We start from the raw sequence: 16,338 nt of genomic DNA, 5'->3' as shown, positions 1-16,338 counted from the left end.
GACTAACCCTTGTTGATTGCACCCTCAATGGTCGCAACCGTGGCCGCAACTACCTCATCCAGTGAATGATTGATATCAACCACCAGTACATCGGGCTCATCCGCGCCGGGTTCCTGCAGCGTGGCGAACTGCGTCACCAGCATCTGCGGTTTGAAGAAGTGACCTTTACGCGCTTTCAGGCGGGATTCAATGGTTTCGAAGTCGCCCTGCAGATAGATGAATTTCAGGTTCTCGTTGCCCTGACGCAGGATGTCGCGATAGGACTTTTTCAGCGCCGAACAGACGATGATGGAGATCTCCTGCGTGCGCTGCATGGCAAATGCCGCATCATTCAGCGCCTGCAGCCACGGCTGGCGATCGTTGTCGTCCAGCGGATGGCCATCCGCCATTTTCATGATGTTGCTGCGCGGATGGAGGAAATCCCCATCGAGGAACGCAGTGTTTAACTGATGAGAGACCTGATTGGCGACGGCAGATTTTCCGCTGCCGGAAACGCCCATCAGGATAAAGACGTGGTGCGATGGAGATGGCGTTGTCATTGTTTTGCGCTCCGGCAGTGAATTCTGCCCAATGTTACCGATAACAAATCGAGCTGCCATTGTCAGAGCCCACTGAAAGGCTGGCAACCCTTCTCAGGTGGAAAAGCACGAAAGTGTGAACTGACTCAAATAATCGCCAAAATCAGATGCTGTCACCTTCGGAGATTTCAAAGCCAACATCCAGCGGTTGCGTTAGCGTGCGATCGCCGCCAATGCGCGCCAGCAGCATCGCTGCCGATTCCCGTCCCATACGCTCGCGCGGCGTTAACACCGTGGCGAGGCGCGGATTCACCACTTGCGTAATGTCGTGGCCGTGGAAACCGGCAATCGCCATCTGCTGCGGCACGCGTAATCCCTGACGCTGGCACTCAAACATCGCGCCTACCGCGAGGTCATCGTTGGTACAAAACAGGCTGTCAGTTTCCGGATAACGCTTTTGCGCCTCGCACAGTAGTTGCGCGCCGGCGCTGAAAGAGGAGGCATCTTCCATCATCACGCTGTGTGGCGTGAGCCCCGCTTCGCGCATCGCTTTTTCGTAGCCCTGTTGCTTCTGCAAGGTACGTTCATCAAGGCGCGCGCCAAGATAAACCGTATGGCGATGGCCTTTTTTCAGAATAGCATGCGTCATCTGCCGCGCGGCTTCGACGTTATCAAAGCCCACCGCCATATCGAGGCACGGCGTGACCGAATCCATCATCTCAATCACTGGAATGCCCGCTACTTCCAGCATGCGCAGCGTGCCCGGCGTATGGGTACGCTCGGTGAGGATCACGCCGTCGATGTTCCAGCCGAGCAGCGATCGCAGCTGTAACTCCTCTTTCTGCGCGTTGTAGCCAAAATGCGCCACCAGCGTTTGGTAACCCGCTTCGTCGGTGACGGCCTCAATGCCGCGCAATACGTCGGCGAAAACCTGGTTGGTTAAGGAAGGCAGCAGCACGCCGATAGCGCGGCTGGTGGCATTGGAGAGCATATCGGGGGCGCGATTGGGGATGTAACCGAGTTCGTCCAGCGCCACGGCGATCTTATCGCGCAGCGCCGCAGAAACCTGATCGGGATTGCGCAGGTAGCGACTGACGGTCATTTTTGTGATGCCGACACGATCGGCAACGTCCTGTAATACCGGTCTTTTCTTCTTCATCGTATGCGCCTGAAATCAGAGATACGACGAGTTTATCATTTTTTTGTCATGCACTGCCTTTGAGGAAAACCTGCGCGATCAATCGCGCCGCTACAAATACGTGCAGATATTGCAGCGGCGCCGTTCATTGCGCGACCTTTAAACCGGTGGCAAATCAAACAGCAGAATCTCTGCATCGCTGTCAGCTTTGATGCTCAGCGCGCTTTCATCCCAAATCGCCAGCGCATCGCTGCTGCCAACCTGTTCGCCATTCACGCTCACCAGCCCTTTCACCACCTGAATCCACACGCGACGACCGGCTTCAACTGTCACTTTATCGCTTTCGCCCTCAGCAAAGACCCAGCGCGACAACGTCATGTCCTGAAACACCTTGAGCGATCCGTCACGTTCATCCGGCGTCAGCACAAACTGGCGGCCTTTAACATCATCGAAACGGCGTTGCGCGTAACGCGGCTCAATGCCTTTGCGCTCTGGAATGATCCAGATCTGATACAGGTGCAGTGGATCGGTGGCGCTGGCGTTGTACTCCGAATGTCGCACGCCGGTACCGGCGCTCATGATTTGGAACTCACCGCTCGGAATCTGCTCTTTATTGCCCATGCTGTCCTGATGTTCAACGGTGCCAGACAGCACATAGGTCAGGATTTCCATGTCTTTATGCGGATGGGTGCCGAAGCCCTGACCACCATCGATAACATCTTCGTTAATCACGCGCAGTGCCGAGAAGCCCATAAAGTTGGCATCGTGATAATCGGCGAAAGAAAAGGTGTGCCAGCTATCCAGCCAACCGTGATTAGCGTGACCGCGTTCTTCAGCTTTACGTACATAAATCATGTTCAATTCTCCTCAATGTTTTTTACAGTTTGGTACTGCGAAGGATTGATTGATAGCTGAAAAACTTCATCCCTCTGTTCAAAAAAAATGAATGAAAACGAAAAAACGACCCAGGTTTTACTGATGAGGAAGTGCGAACGAGATTGGTCTTGTAGATAACCCACTACATAACAATGAGCATCACGGACCCTGCAAGCAGGAATAACAAGGAAAAATTATGTCAGAACACATCACTCCACCCGCTAAGCGCCCGATTGAGCGCTTTTTGAATACCGTTGAATGGCTGGGTAATTTATTACCGCATCCGATTACTCTATTTGCCCTGTTTTCACTGTTTATCATTGTTGCGTCTGCCATTGCCGCAGCGTTTGGCGTCAACGTGATCGATCCCCGCCCAGTTGGCGCGGCAGGACGCGCACCAGACGGTGTGATTCACGTGGTTAGCCTGATGAGTGCCGAAGGTTTGCAACGCATCGTCAGCCATCTGGTCACCAACTTTACCGGCTTTGCGCCGCTCGGCACCGTGTTGGTTGCGCTGCTCGGTGTGGGGATTGCCGAACATTCAGGGCTGCTCTCGGCGGCGATGCGCGCGCTGGTGTTTAACGCACCGAAAAAGCTCATCACCTTCACCATCGTCTTCGCTGGCATTATCTCCAACACCGCTTCAGAGCTGGGCTATGTGGTGCTGATTCCGCTGGCCGCGATGATTTTCCACTCATTGGGCCGTCATCCCCTGGCGGGCCTGGCCGCGGCGTTTGCCGGGGTTTCTGGCGGCTACAGCGCCAACTTACTGCTTGGCACCATCGATCCGCTGCTCTCGGGCATTACCCAAAGCGCCGCGCAGATTATCGATCCTGACTACCATGTTGGCCCGGAAGTGAACTGGTACTTTATGTTTGTCAGTACCTTCGTGATTGCCATTCTTGGCACCTGGATCACCAACAGCATCGTCGAACCTAAACTGGGCAAATATCACGACAGCGAAGGTGATGCGGTGCGAGGCGATATGGGCGCGCTGACGACGCAAGAACGTCGTGCGTTGAAAGGCGCGGGCTGGGCGGTTCTTGGCGTTACGCTGCTGCTGATCCTGACCGTGATTCCGGGCTACGGCGTGTTACTCAACCCGAAAACCGGCACGCTGGCGGGTTCACCGTTCCTGAAGGGCATCGTGGTGTTTATCTTTGTCTTCTTCGCTATTCCCGGCATGGTATATGGCCGCCTGATCGGCAATATGCGCAACGATCGCGACGTCATTAACGCCATGTCCGTCAGTATGAGCAGCATGGGCATGTATATCGTGCTGGTGTTCTTTGCTGCGCAGTTCGTGGCGTTTTTTAACTGGAGCAATTTCGGCACCGTGGTGGCAGTGAAAGGCGCTAATCTGCTGGCATCAATCGATATGGGCGCGCCGCTGCTGTTTGTCTGCTTCATCATGATCTGCGGCTTTATCAACCTGATGATTGGCTCCGCCTCGGCGCAATGGGCGGTGACCGCACCGATTTTTGTCCCGATGCTGATGCTGGTCGGCTTTGCGCCCGAAGTGATTCAGGCGGCATATCGCATCGGCGATTCGGTGACCAACGTGATTACACCCATGATGAGTTACTTTGGCCTGATCATGGCGGTGGCGGCGCGTTATCGACGCGATATGGGCATCGGTACGCTGGTGGCGATGATGTTGCCGTATTCGGTGGTGTTTATGATTGGCTGGACGCTGCTGTTTGTGCTTTGGGTGTTTGTCTTCAATCTGCCGGTCGGGCCCGGTGCGGCAACCTGGTACACACTGTAAAGGCAAAAAAAAAGCCAGCACCCGAGCTGGCTAAATAATACCTGGAAGCAATGTGAGCAATGTCGTGCTTACCCGGTTGTCAGGAGACGTTTCCGAGCTCGCATGGCAATAATAATCATTATCATTCGCGTCTGTAAAGCCCTTTTGCGAATTATTTTGCATTGACGAAGAGCGAGAATTCCTTGATGTTAAAGGGGATTTTATCCATTTTGCACAAGGAGTCGCTCATGAGTCAGATCGTTGTTCGTCACGCTATTCCCGAAGATGCTGCTGCTTTAACGCGCATGTACAGTCAGCCTGAACCGCAGGCCAACACGCTGCATCTGCCGTATCAATCGCCGACGCTGTGGCAGGACCGCCTCAGTAATCTGCGTCCGGGTGTGCATATGCTAGTGGCGTGCATTGACGATCAGATTGCCGGGCAACTCACGGTGGAAGTGCTATCGGTGGCGCGCCGTCGCCATACCGCGACCTTTGGCATGGGCGTCGATTCTGCTTTTCATCGGCGCGGCGTCGGTAAAGCGCTGATGTCAGCGATGATTGATTTGTGCGACAACTGGCTGCAGGTGACGCGCATTGAGCTGACGGTGTTCGCCGATAATCATAAAGCGCTTGGCCTGTATCGGCAGTTTGGCTTTGAGATCGAAGGCACCGCACGTCGCCACGCCATGCGCGACGGCGAAATGGTGGATACGCACTATATGGCGCGCTTGAAATAACCTGTTAAATCGCGCCGCTACAAAGACGTGCACATATCGTAGCGGCGCAATTTATTGCGCATTAGCGATCAATAACCTGCGCTTAAATCATCCACTGAACGCGGATCCGATGCGCCATAACGCGTGCCGTCCGGCCCAATCATAATGCTCTGCGTGCTGCCCATCGCGGGCATCACTTTCACATGCTGGCCTTTGGCTTCCAGCAGGCGCAACGTATCCGGGCTGAAGCCTTTTTCCACGCGCAGCTGATCGGGCAACCATTGATGATGGAAGCGCGGTGCGTTGGTCGCTTCCGCTACGTTCATGCCGAAATCGATGCTGTTCACCACCATTTGCAGCACGGTGGTGATAATACGGCTGCCGCCTGGGCTACCGGTAACCAGCCAGGTTTTACCGTCTTTTGCCACAATAGTAGGCGACATTGATGACAGCGGACGTTTAGCCGGTTGCACCGCGTTCGCCTCGCCGCCGACTAAGCCATAGACGTTTGGCGTACCCGGTTTGGCCGAGAAATCATCCATTTCATTGTTCATCAAGATGCCGCTTTGTCCGGCGACAATGCCGCTGCCGAAGTAAGTATTCAGCGTGTAAGTCACCGCGACCGCGTTGCCATCTTTATCCACCACAGAGAAGTGCGTGGTTTGATTGCTTTCATACGGCGCCAGTTTGCCCGGCTTGATCTCGCTGGATGGACGCGCTTTATTGACGTCAATCTGCTGCGCCAGGGTTTTGGCGTAGGCTTTGCTGGTCAGCGCCTGCTGCGGCACTTTGACGAAATCAGGATCGCCAAGGTATTCGGAACGGTCGGCGTAAGCGTATTTTTCCGCTTCCGCCATCACCTGCATCGCATCCGCGCTACCAAAGCCGAATTTTGTCAGGTCGAAGTTTTCCAGGATATTGAGGATCTGCACGATGTGAATCCCGCCGGACGATGGCGGCGGCATGGAGAACACTTCATAGCCGCGATAGGTGCCGCTCACCGGTTTACGTTCCACCGCGCGATAGGCCGCCAGATCCTGCTTGCCGATCAGGCCGCCGTGCTGCGCCATTTCACCGGCAATTTCATCGGCGATTTTGCCTTTATAGAACGCATCCGGCCCTTGCTGGGCGATCAGCTGCAGGCTACGCGCGAGGTTTTTCTGCACCAGACGTTCGCCCTTCTGATACGGCTTACCGTCGGCTTTGTAGAAAATCGCGCGGCTGTTGTCGTGGTTGATCAGCGTCTCTTTGCCGTAGGTGGCGAGATCGTCGGCCAGCGCATCGTTCACTACGATACCGTCACGCGCCAGTTTGATAGCAGGCGCCAGTAATGTGCTCAGCGGCAAGGTGCCGTATTTCTGCGCCGCCAGCGCAAAACCGGCCACGGTGCCCGGCGTGCCCGAGGCTAAATGAGAAGTGAGTGACAACTTACTGTCAGCGTTGCCCTGCTTATCAAGGAACATATCGCGTGACGCGCGCGCCGGTGCCATTTCGCGGAAGTCGATGGCGGTGGTGCGGCCCGATGCGGTACGTAGCAGCATAAAGCCCCCGCCGCCGAGGTTACCGGCCTGCGGATGCGTCACCGCCAGCGCGAAACCCACCGCAACGGCCGCATCCACCGCGTTACCGCCCTGCTTAAGAATATCGACGCCGACTTCTGTCGCCATCGCATCCACCGATGCCACCATGCCATGTTTGGCTTTTACCGGGTGAAAGGTATCACTATCAACGCCATACGAAACCGGCGGCGCGTTGGCGGGCGCAGCGTGTGCGCCCTGCACCACGGTAAAACTCATCAATAATGCCCAGCCGAACTGACGCACGTTGCCCTGTATCCTCATCCTGCCACCACCCTTTTAAAGTTATTTATACCCTTCATACTTCAAGGTGCAGATGCGTTGGCTGCTCTCGTTCACCCGAATCACTTACTTGTGTAAGCTCATCGGGACTCTCTCGTTTGCCGCCTTCCTGCGCCTTGAATTATTTTGGGTATCCATTTGTTATTTATTGATGCAAGTGTTTGCAAACACGGTAAAAAGCGTAGCAGTAAGCTAAATTCGGCGCACTCCTGGATCATAGGTTTGTGATATCGCATAAACTTATGGCTGCAGCGCGTGTTGCCACTTTGGCAGCATCAGCACACAGCAGGCTGCATGAATGGAGGAAGACCATGAACAAATGGCTAATTGTGATCGCAGCATTGCTGCCGTTAAGCAGCATGGCAAATACGTTGAACAGCACCAACGACCCGAACAAACCCGGCTTCAACCCGAGCCAGCAGCGGATGCAGTCGCAGATGCAGAATCAGCAGCAACAGCAGAAGCTCAGGTTGCAGCAGAATCAGCAGCAGCAAAGTCAGGATGTCCAGCGCAAGGTGCAGGAACAGCGGGATAGCGCCCAGCAGCGGGTGATTCAGTCGCAGCCGGGCCAGAAACAGCAGCAGAACTAGCGGAAGTCGGGACCGATAATATCGATGCGGTCGGTGCAGATAGCATCGACGCCCCAACTTAACAGCTCGCGCGCCCGCGCGGGCTGATTCACGGTATACACCAGAATATGCAGACCGGCCGCTTTCAGCTGCGCGGTGCGTTTGGCGTCGAGTAATTTGTGGTTGAGATGGATCGACACGCAATCCAGACGCGCGGTCAGCGCCTGCCAATCGTCGTGCCACTCATCCAGCAGCAACCCGCGCGGCAGTTCAGGTGCTGCCTCCATCGCAGCCTCCAGCGCTGCGTAAGAGAAGGAGGAGAGCAGCGGTGCGGTTTGTCCTTGCCACAGTTCGCGTGCGGCCAGCGCCACATTGCGGCCAGTTTCCACCTCCTGCCCGGTGGTGGGTTTGATCTCGATGTTCGCCATCATCTGATGCTGGCGACAACGCTCGGCCACTTCGCTCAGCAGCGCCAGCGGTTCGCCTTCGTAATCGCGGCTAAACCAGCCGCCGGCATCCAGCTGTGACAGCTTATGCCACGACAGCGCGCCCGCCACGCCCCAACCGTTGCTGGTGCGATCCAGCGTATCGTCGTGCAGCAGGAAAATTTGCTTATCTTGCGACAGCTTGGCATCAAACTCGATCATGGTGTGGCCGTGCTGCGCGCCGACATCAATTGCCGCGAGGGTATTTTCCGGGGCCAGTTTGCCGCCGCCGCGATGCGCGACAATGTGCGGATAAGGCCAGTTGTGTTGACTCATTCCAGACGCTTTCCATAGGTTGAATCGAAGAAGTGTAACGCATCTGACGGCAGATGCAGCCACAAGGTGCTGCCCGCCAGCGGGCGCTCGCTGTGTGGCAAACGGACCACCATGCGTGCGTTACCGATGCGGCCGTGCGCCAGATTGTCCGCGCCGAGCATCTCCAGCGTTTCTACCACCAGCGGAATGCCGCCCGCATCGCGGCTGCTGAGTTTGATGTGTTCGGGACGGATGCCGAGCGTCAGCGGGCGATTGGCCCATTTGGCTCTGCTCTCGCCCAGCAGCAAGCTGTTAAGCGCATCCAGCGTGAAACGCGTGCCGTCGCTGCTGATTTGTCCTGGCAGCAAATTCATGGCGGGCGCGCCGATAAACGAGGCAACAAACTGGCTGGCCGGACGCTCGTAGACTTCCACCGGCGTGCCCACCTGCTCCACCACGCCTTTGTTCATGACCATCACGCGTTGCGCCAGCGTCATCGCTTCTACCTGGTCGTGCGTCACGTAGATGCTGGTGGTTTTCAGGCGGCGATGCAGCTGTTGCAGCTCAAGACGCATCTGCACGCGCAGGCGCGCATCCAGATTCGACAGCGGCTCATCAAACAGGAAAACCGCCGGTTCACGCACGATAGCGCGCCCCATCGCCACGCGCTGACGCTGTCCGCCCGACAGCTCACGCGGGCGGCGATGCAGCAGATGATCCAGCTCGAGGCTGCGCGCGGCTTCCATCACGCGCTGATCAATCTGCACTTTGCCCATGCCGCGAATTTTCAGGCCATACGCCATGTTTTCGCCCACCGTCATGTGCGGATAGAGCGCGTAGTTCTGGAACACCATGGCGATGCCGCGATCTTTCGGCTCCATGTGGGTGACGCGTTTGTCGTCGATGTAGATGTCGCCCGACGATACGCGCTCAAGGCCCGCCACCATGCGCAGCAGCGTCGATTTACCGCAGCCGGAAGGGCCGACCATCACCATAAATTCGCCATCGTTAATGGTGATATTCAGGGGCTGAATGATCTGATTTTTTCCGTCGTACGATTTGGTAACGGTCTGAAGGGTTACGCCTGCCATTTATTTATCACTCTCTACCAGGCCACGCACAAACGCACGTTGCATCACGAGTACCACCACCACCGGTGGAATCAGGGTTAATAACATTGCCGCCATCACTTCATTCCACTGCGTCGGCCCGCCGCTGCTGTTGATCATGCTTTTCACTCCGGCGACGGCGGTGCTGAGGCTGGCATCGTTGATGATCAGCAGCGGCCACAGATATTGGTTCCAGCCGTAGATAAAGGTGATCACGAAGAGCGCGGCGAGATTGGTTTTGGACAGCGGTAACACAATGTCCCAGAAGAAGCGCATCGGGCTGGCGCCGTCGATACGCGCCGCCTCAATCAGCTCGTCCGGCAGTGACATAAAGAACTGACGGAACAGGAAAGTGGCCGTCGCCGATGCCATCAGCGGCAGCGTTAAGCCGCTGTAGCTGTCGAGCATATTCAGCGTCGAAATCACTTCCACCGTCGGAAAAATACGCACTTCCACCGGCAGCATCAGGGTGATGAAAATCAGCCAGAAAAACAGCGAGCGCAGCGGGAAGCGGAACCACACCAGCGCGAAGGCGGAGAGCATCGAGACGCTAATTTTGCCAATGGTGATGCCAAGCGCCATCAGCAGGCTGTTGAGCATCATCATGCCAAATGCCGGGCCGTTGCCATTCACGCCATGCGTCCAGATGCGCGCGATGTTCTCCCACAAATGCGTGCCCGGCAGCAGCGTCATCGGCACCTGATACACCGCCTCGTTATCCAGCGTCGCCGCGACAAAAGCGATGTAGAGCGGGAACAGGATGGTCAGCACGCCCAGCACCAGCAAGGTGTGGCTGAAGATGTCCAGCCCGCGTCGATTCTCAATCATTGGTATTGCACCTTACGCTCGACAAAGCGGAATTGCAGGATAGTCAGGCCAATCACCAGCAGCATCAGCACCACCGATTGCGCGGCGGAGGATGAGAGATCCAGCCCGGTGAAGCCTTCGCGATAGATTTTGTAGATCAGCGTGGTGGTGGCCTGTACTGGCCCGCCGCCGGTGGCGGCATCGATCACCGGGAAGGTATCGAAGAAGGCATACACCAGATTGACCACCAGCAGGAAAAAGCTCACCGGCGTAATCAGCGGCAGGGATAAATTGAAGAAGCGACGCACCGGACCGGCGCCATCGATCGCCGCCGCTTCCACCAGCGATTTGGGAATCGACTGCAGCGCGGCGAAGAAGAACAGGAAGTTGTAGCTCATTTGCTGCCAGATCGACGCCAGCACAATCAGCAACATCGCCTGACCGCTGTTTTGCGCGTAGTTCCAGTTGTAGCCCATTTGGTTCAGCAGATGGCTGAACAAACCGAGGCCCGGATTAAACAGGAACATCCACAGCACCGCCGCTACCACCGGCGCCACCGCGTATGGCAGCAGCAGCAAGGTTTGGTAAAGCTTGCGCAGGCGAATCACGTAATCCACCAGCGCCGCCAGCAGCAGGGAAAAGGTCATGCCGCAAATCGTGACCAGCGCACTGAATTCAATGGTGGTCCAAAAGGACGCCAGATAGTACTCGTCGCTGAACAGGCGTTTAAAGTTCGCCATTCCGACGAAGGTGCTGGAGATGCCAAAAGGATCAATGCTTTGCAGTGAATACCACAAGGCTTCACCGGCTGGCCACAGAAAGAAGATGGCCGTGATCACCAGTTGCGGCAGCAGCAGCAAATAGGGCAGAAAACGGGAGCGAAATACCGGGCGCGATGAGGACATAGCAGGCTCAATCCAGGAGAAAAATCGGGGCGAACGCCAGGCGTCGACCCCGAGATAACAGCGTTACTTCACTTGCTGCTCAAAACGGCGCAGCAGTTCGTTACCGCGTTTCACAGCGTTATCCAGCGCGGCTTGCGGCGCCTGTTTGCCGGTCCACACGCTTTCCAGCTCTTCGTCCACGATGGTACGAATCTGTGGCATGTTGCCCAGACGCATGCCTTTGGTGAACGGCAGCGGATCTTTGTTCAGCATCTGACGCGTAGCGATGTCTGCGCCGGGGTTCTTGTCATAGAAGTCCTGTTGCTTAGTCAGTTCGTATGCGGCGGTGGTGATAGGCAGGTAACCGGTTTTCTGGTGCCATTCGGCAGCGATTTCCGGCTGTGCGAGGAACTTCATGAACTCCGCCGCGCCTTTGTAGGTGTTGGCATCTTTGCCTTTCATCACCCACAGGCTCGCGCCGCCAATGATGGCGTTTTGCGGTGCGTTCGGAACGGTTTCATCGTACGGCATCATGCCAACGCCGAAGTTAAATTTGGCGTAGTGTTTGATGTCGGCCAGCGAACCGGAAGACGCGGTGGTGATGCCGCAATCGCCGTTGTAGAACTTGGCGGTGGATTCATCTTTGCGACCGAAGTAGGTGAAATCCCCCTTCTTGTTCATCGCTTCCAGCATTTCGATATGGCGCACCTGCACCGGCTTGTTGAATTCCAGTACCGCATCGCTACCGTCAAAGCCGTTGTTTTTGGTGGCGACCGGCAACGCGTGCCAGGCGCTGAAGTTTTCAATCTGAATCCAGCCCTGCCAGCCGCTGGCGTAACCGCAGGTCAGGCCGGCTTTGCGCAGCGCTTCGGCGTCTTTCGCCAGCTCCTGCCAGGTTTTTGGTGGCTGATCCGGGTTCAGACCGGCTTTTTTGAACGCATCTTTGTTGTAGTACAGCACCGGCGTGGAGCTGTTGAACGGCTGCGAGATCAGCTGGCCTTTGCTGTCGCTGTAGTAACCGGCAACGGCTGGCACGAACTGTTTCGGATCCATCTGCACGCCGGCGTCTTTAAACACCTGGTTGACCGGCACGATAGCTTTCGACGCCATCATGGTCGCCGTACCGACTTCATACACCTGCAGCAGCGCAGGTGCTTTACCGGCGCGCACTGCCGCGATACCCGCCGCTAAGCTCTGCTCGTAGTTGCCTTTGTAAGTCGGAACGATTTTGTAATCGGGATGAGCCTGGTTAAAACGTTGTGCCAGAGAATCAACTTCTTTGCCTAACTCGCCTTCCATTGAGTGCCAGAAAGGGATCTCAGTTGCAGCCAGCGCATTACCGCTGAGCGCCAGACCGAGCAAGACACTCATCAGGCGGGGACGAAGCGTAAAAGCGGACATAAGGTTTTTCCTGTGCTGTTAAGTACGCGCGAATGCGCGCATTTTTTAGTTCGCGACGTAACATGACACGGGGAAATGACGGATTAATAACAGGTTTATGACGGGGATGTGACAGGTGGGTTGGGAGTGCTGGCTGGTACGTGCTGGCTGTCCCCCTCCTCGGTCCTCCCCCATTAATGGGGGAGGAAGATGCTGCTATATGTGAGTTGGGAGTGGCATGTGGCAGCGTCTCCTTCCCCCGCTTGCGGGGGAAGGCCGGGATGGGGGACAGCGAGCACTAACTTATGCGCCTAAATAAGCACTCCGCACCGCTTCGTTGGACAGCAACGCTTCGCCGCTGTCCTCCAGCACCACGTGGCCGTTCTCCAGCACATAGCCGCGATCTGCCAGCTTCAGCGCCTGGTTGGCGTTCTGCTCGACGAGGAAGATGGTCATGCCCTCTTTACGCAGCTGCTCAATGGTATCGAAGATCTGCTGAATGATAATCGGCGCCAAACCCAACGACGGCTCATCCAGCAGCAGCAAACGCGGCTGGCTCATCAACGCACGACCAATCGCCAGCATCTGCTGCTCACCGCCAGACATGGTGCCCGCGCGCTGTGCTTTACGTTCTGCCAGCCGTGAAAACAGCTGATAAACGCGATCGATACGCTCCAGATACTGCTGACGCGTGGCGAAAAAACCGCCCATCGCCAGGTTCTCTTCCACCGTCATGCGCGAAAACACCCGACGGCCTTCCGGCACGATGGCAATCGCTTCACGCATGATTTTCGCGGTTTGCCAGTCGGTGATTGTTTTACCATCAAAGGTGATGATGCCGCTGGTGGCGCGTGGTTCGCCACACAAAGTGCCGAGCAACGTGGTTTTACCCGCGCCGTTGGCACCGATCAGCGTGACGATTTCACCCTGATTGATGTGCAGATTAATGTTATGCAGCGCCTGAATCGGACCGTAATGGGCGCTGACATTCTGCAAAGTTAAAATCGGGTTTGCCATGTTACGCCTCACCTAAATAAGCACGGATCACATCCGGATTGTTACGCACCTGTTCCGGCGTGCCGTTAGCCAGCGGCGTTCCCTGATTAACCACGTAAATGCGGTCAGAAATGCCCATCACCAACTTCATATCGTGTTCAATCAGCAGCACGGAAACCTTGTGCTCACCGCGCAGTTCGGCGATCAGCTCATCGAGTTCGTGCGTTTCACGCGGGTTAAGACCCGCCGCCGGTTCATCCAGCATCAGGATTTCCGGACGCGTCACCATGCAGCGCGCAATCTCCAGACGACGCTGCTGACCATAAGCAAGGTTACCCGCCTGACGGTTAGCCAGATCCAGCAAACCGATGCGTTCAAGCCAGGTTGCCGCGCGATCCAGCGCTTCGCTCTCACCGCGACGGAAAGCCGGGGTTTTGAACAAGCCGGAGAACACGCCGCTTTTCAGGTGCTGATGTTGTGCCACCAGCAGGTTCTCAATCACCGTCATTTCACGGAACAGACGCACATGCTGGAAGGTACGCACAATGCCCATGCGCGCAATCTTCTGGCCTGGCAAACCTTGCAGTTGTTGATCGCGCAGTTTGATGGTGCCGCCGGTCGGTTTGTAGAAACCGGTCAGGCAGTTGAACACCGTGGTTTTACCGGCACCGTTCGGGCCGATCAGCGAAACAATTTCCTGTGGATGCAGCTCAAGCGCCACGTTGTTGACGGCTAACAGGCCGCCGAAGCGCATCATCAGGCCTTCAACGGCTAATAAAGGCTGACTCATGCCTGCTCTCCTTGTTCACTGCTTTTCATCTTCAGATGCGGACGTTTCATCGGCAGCAGACCTTGCGGACGCCAGATCATCATCAGCACCATCAAACCGCCGAGCACCAGCATGCTGTACTCGTTCAAATCACGCATCAGCTCGCGTGATACCACCAGCAGAATCGCTGCAATGATCACTGCCAGCTGCGAACCCATGCCGCCCAACACCACAATCGCCAGCACAAAGGCCGATTCGACGAAGGTGAAGGATTCCGGGCTGACGAAGCCCTGACGAGCGGCGAACAGCGTCCCCGCGAAGCCGGCGAACACGGCGCTGATGGTGAAAGCGGTCAGCTTGATGCGCGTTGGGCTCAGGCCGAGCGAACGGCAGGCGATCTCATCTTCACGCAGCGCTTCCCACGCGCGGCCCAGCGGCATACGCAGCAAACGGTTGATCACAAACAGCGTCAGCACCACCAGCAGCAGCGCCACCAGATAGAGGAAAATCACGCGGTCGCTGGGATCGTATTTCAGGCCAAAGAAATCATGGAAAGTGCTCCAGCCGCCTTCACTGACGCGGCGGCCAAACTCCAGACCAAACAGACTTGGCTTGGGAATCTGTGCGATGCCGTTCGGGCCGCCGGTGATCGCGGTATTATTCAGCAGCAGAATACGCACGATTTCACCGAAGCCGAGCGTGACGATCGCCAGATAGTCACCGCGCAGGCGCAGCACCGGGAAGCCGAGCATCAGGCCAAACGCACCGGCGACTAAACCGGCCAGCGGCAGACTTTCCCAGAAACCAAAACCGTAATAGTGATTAAGCAACGCGAAGGTGTAAGCGCCGATGGCGTAGAAACCGCCGTAGCCCAGCACCAGCAAACCAGACAAACCCACCACCACGTTCAATCCGAGCCCGAGCATTACGTAGATCAGCGTCAGCGTGGCTATATCGACGCTGCCGCGCGAGACCAGAAACGGCCAGATAACGGCGGCGGCAATCACCAGCGCCATCAACAGCTTCTGCTTTGGCGTTGATCCATCAAAACCCGGCAGAACAAAACCTTTGCCGCTGCGTTTGAATTTACCCTGCACCAGCGGACGCAGCAGCTGGAAGACAAACACCACCGCACAACCCATGAAGATCCAGTTCCAGCGCACCGCGCCCGCATTGGCGACCACCAGTTTGGTGCCGTCCAGATCGAGGCGCACGCCCATAAAGAAAGTAGCGAGAATCAGCAACATCACCGTGGAGATCACGGCGTTGACCAAACCGAGGCGTTTCATACTTTCTCCACCTCCGGACGGCCAAGAATCCCGGTTGGCATTACCAGCAGCACCACAATCAGCAGCGCGAAGGAGACCACATCTTTATATTCGGTCGACAGATACGCCGAGGTAAGCGCTTCTGCGATACCCAGCACCAGGCCGCCAATCATCGCGCCCGGAATACTGCCGATACCGCCCAATACTGCGGCGGTGAAGGCTTTCATCCCGGCCATAAAGCCGATGAACGGGTTAATGGAGCCATAGAATTGACCGAGTAATACGCCCGCTACCGCCGCCATCGCCGCACCAATGATAAAGGTGAGAGAGATAACGCGGTCGGTGTTGATGCCCAGCAGGCTGGCCATTTTCAGGTCTTCTGCACAGGCGCGGCAGGCGCGGCCCATGCGCGAATAACGGATAAACAGCGTCAGCGCCAGCATCGACAGGAAGGTCACCACCCAAATCACCAGTTGCATGGTGGAGAGCGTGGCCGCAAAGCCGTTGCTTTCGCCCAGCGTCCACTGGCCGGTGATCAGGCTTGGCAGCGCGAGATCGCGCGAGCCTTGCGTCAGGCTGACGTAGTTTTGCAGGAAGATCGACATCCCGATCGCTGAGATCAGCGCGATCAGGCGCTTGGACGATCGCACTGGCCGGTACGCCACGCGCTCGATGCTCCAGCCATAGGCGCTGGAGATGATCACCGCCATCACGAAACCGGCGGCGATCATCAGCCACGAGGTATCGATGCCCATCATCATCAGGGCGGCAATCACGATAAAGGAGACATAGCTACCGATCATGTACACCTCGCCGTGGGCGAAGTTGATCATGCCGATAATGCCGTAAACCATGGTGTAACCGATGGCGATCAGCGCGTAGGTGCTCCCAAGGGTCACCCCGTTGAACATCTGCTGAATAAAATAGAGAAACTGCTCGGACATAGTGAGGACCTGCTC

Annotated in this window: 16 protein-coding genes; 3 read left to right on the top strand and 13 right to left on the bottom strand. The window is 56.5% G+C overall.

Annotation, left to right across the window (positions count from 1 at the left end):
- Nucleotides 1–2 precede the first annotated feature (2 nt).
- From gntK to AAF463_RS01530, 3 genes are all read right to left on the bottom strand, one after another.
- Nucleotides 3–539, bottom strand: a complete 537-nt coding sequence (gntK, locus tag AAF463_RS01540) for a gluconokinase (protein ID WP_036621490.1) — start codon at nucleotides 537–539, stop codon at nucleotides 3–5.
- 142 nt (nucleotides 540–681) lie between these two features.
- A complete protein-coding gene (gene gntR, locus AAF463_RS01535) occupies nucleotides 682–1,677 on the bottom strand; it encodes a gluconate operon transcriptional repressor GntR (protein ID WP_101763082.1) in 996 nt (331 codons plus the stop codon).
- A 138-nt stretch (nucleotides 1,678–1,815) separates the two neighbouring features.
- Complete coding sequence (locus AAF463_RS01530; RefSeq protein ID WP_222211740.1) at nucleotides 1,816–2,511, bottom strand: pirin family protein; 696 nt, start codon at nucleotides 2,509–2,511, stop codon at nucleotides 1,816–1,818.
- Nucleotides 2,512–2,728: 217 nt separating this feature from the next.
- Here AAF463_RS01530 and AAF463_RS01525 point away from each other — a divergent pair, with 217 nt between their 5' ends.
- Both AAF463_RS01525 and AAF463_RS01520 read left to right on the top strand, forming a co-directional pair.
- Nucleotides 2,729–4,300 (top strand): AbgT family transporter, encoded by a 1,572-nt coding sequence (locus tag AAF463_RS01525; RefSeq protein WP_350261416.1) that lies wholly within the window; start codon nucleotides 2,729–2,731, stop codon nucleotides 4,298–4,300.
- A gap of 227 nt (nucleotides 4,301–4,527) precedes the next feature.
- A complete protein-coding gene (locus AAF463_RS01520; RefSeq protein ID WP_101763085.1) occupies nucleotides 4,528–5,019 on the top strand; it encodes a GNAT family N-acetyltransferase in 492 nt (163 codons plus the stop codon).
- 68 nt (nucleotides 5,020–5,087) lie between these two features.
- On the opposite strand, the gene ggt is transcribed toward AAF463_RS01520, so the two are convergent.
- Nucleotides 5,088–6,839 (bottom strand): gamma-glutamyltransferase, encoded by a 1,752-nt coding sequence (gene ggt / locus AAF463_RS01515; protein ID WP_350261415.1) that lies wholly within the window; start codon nucleotides 6,837–6,839, stop codon nucleotides 5,088–5,090.
- Between the two features lie 329 nt (nucleotides 6,840–7,168).
- Here ggt and AAF463_RS01510 point away from each other — a divergent pair, with 329 nt between their 5' ends.
- Nucleotides 7,169–7,447, top strand: coding sequence for a DUF2756 domain-containing protein (locus AAF463_RS01510; protein ID WP_101763088.1), 279 nt, complete (start codon nucleotides 7,169–7,171; stop codon nucleotides 7,445–7,447).
- Here AAF463_RS01510 and ugpQ read toward each other — a convergent pair.
- The 9 genes from ugpQ to livH form a co-directional block, all read right to left on the bottom strand.
- Nucleotides 7,444–8,187, bottom strand: coding sequence for a glycerophosphodiester phosphodiesterase (ugpQ, locus tag AAF463_RS01505; protein ID WP_110868135.1), 744 nt, complete (start codon nucleotides 8,185–8,187; stop codon nucleotides 7,444–7,446). The genes AAF463_RS01510 and ugpQ overlap by 4 nt on opposite strands.
- Nucleotides 8,184–9,257, bottom strand: a complete 1,074-nt coding sequence (locus AAF463_RS01500; protein WP_192236025.1) for a sn-glycerol-3-phosphate import ATP-binding protein UgpC — start codon at nucleotides 9,255–9,257, stop codon at nucleotides 8,184–8,186. The genes ugpQ and AAF463_RS01500 overlap by 4 nt, the downstream gene beginning before the upstream one ends.
- Nucleotides 9,258–10,103, bottom strand: coding sequence for a sn-glycerol-3-phosphate ABC transporter permease UgpE (gene ugpE, locus AAF463_RS01495; protein WP_101763091.1), 846 nt, complete (start codon nucleotides 10,101–10,103; stop codon nucleotides 9,258–9,260).
- Nucleotides 10,100–10,987 (bottom strand): sn-glycerol-3-phosphate ABC transporter permease UgpA, encoded by an 888-nt coding sequence (gene ugpA, locus AAF463_RS01490; protein ID WP_350261414.1) that lies wholly within the window; start codon nucleotides 10,985–10,987, stop codon nucleotides 10,100–10,102. The genes ugpE and ugpA overlap by 4 nt, the downstream gene beginning before the upstream one ends.
- A gap of 63 nt (nucleotides 10,988–11,050) precedes the next feature.
- A complete protein-coding gene (ugpB, locus tag AAF463_RS01485) occupies nucleotides 11,051–12,367 on the bottom strand; it encodes a sn-glycerol-3-phosphate ABC transporter substrate-binding protein UgpB (protein WP_350261413.1) in 1,317 nt (438 codons plus the stop codon).
- A gap of 282 nt (nucleotides 12,368–12,649) precedes the next feature.
- Nucleotides 12,650–13,363: a high-affinity branched-chain amino acid ABC transporter ATP-binding protein LivF gene (gene livF, locus AAF463_RS01480; protein ID WP_192236031.1), complete on the bottom strand. Its 714-nt coding sequence runs from the start codon at nucleotides 13,361–13,363 to the stop codon at nucleotides 12,650–12,652.
- A 1-nt stretch (nucleotide 13,364) separates the two neighbouring features.
- Nucleotides 13,365–14,132 (bottom strand): high-affinity branched-chain amino acid ABC transporter ATP-binding protein LivG, encoded by a 768-nt coding sequence (livG, locus tag AAF463_RS01475; protein ID WP_110868131.1) that lies wholly within the window; start codon nucleotides 14,130–14,132, stop codon nucleotides 13,365–13,367.
- Nucleotides 14,129–15,400, bottom strand: a complete 1,272-nt coding sequence (locus AAF463_RS01470; protein ID WP_350261412.1) for a high-affinity branched-chain amino acid ABC transporter permease LivM — start codon at nucleotides 15,398–15,400, stop codon at nucleotides 14,129–14,131. Before AAF463_RS01470 ends, livG begins: the two co-directional genes overlap by 4 nt.
- Nucleotides 15,397–16,323: a high-affinity branched-chain amino acid ABC transporter permease LivH gene (gene livH, locus AAF463_RS01465; protein WP_101763097.1), complete on the bottom strand. Its 927-nt coding sequence runs from the start codon at nucleotides 16,321–16,323 to the stop codon at nucleotides 15,397–15,399. The genes AAF463_RS01470 and livH overlap by 4 nt, the downstream gene beginning before the upstream one ends.
- Nucleotides 16,324–16,338: the final 15 nt, after the last annotated feature.

It is taken from the genome of Pantoea sp. BJ2, from assembly GCF_040255075.1.
GTDB classification, from domain to species: Bacteria; Pseudomonadota; Gammaproteobacteria; order Enterobacterales; family Enterobacteriaceae; genus Pantoea; species Pantoea leporis.
Note: the sequence above shows the minus strand (reverse complement) of the source record. Positions and strands in the feature narration are given on the sequence as shown.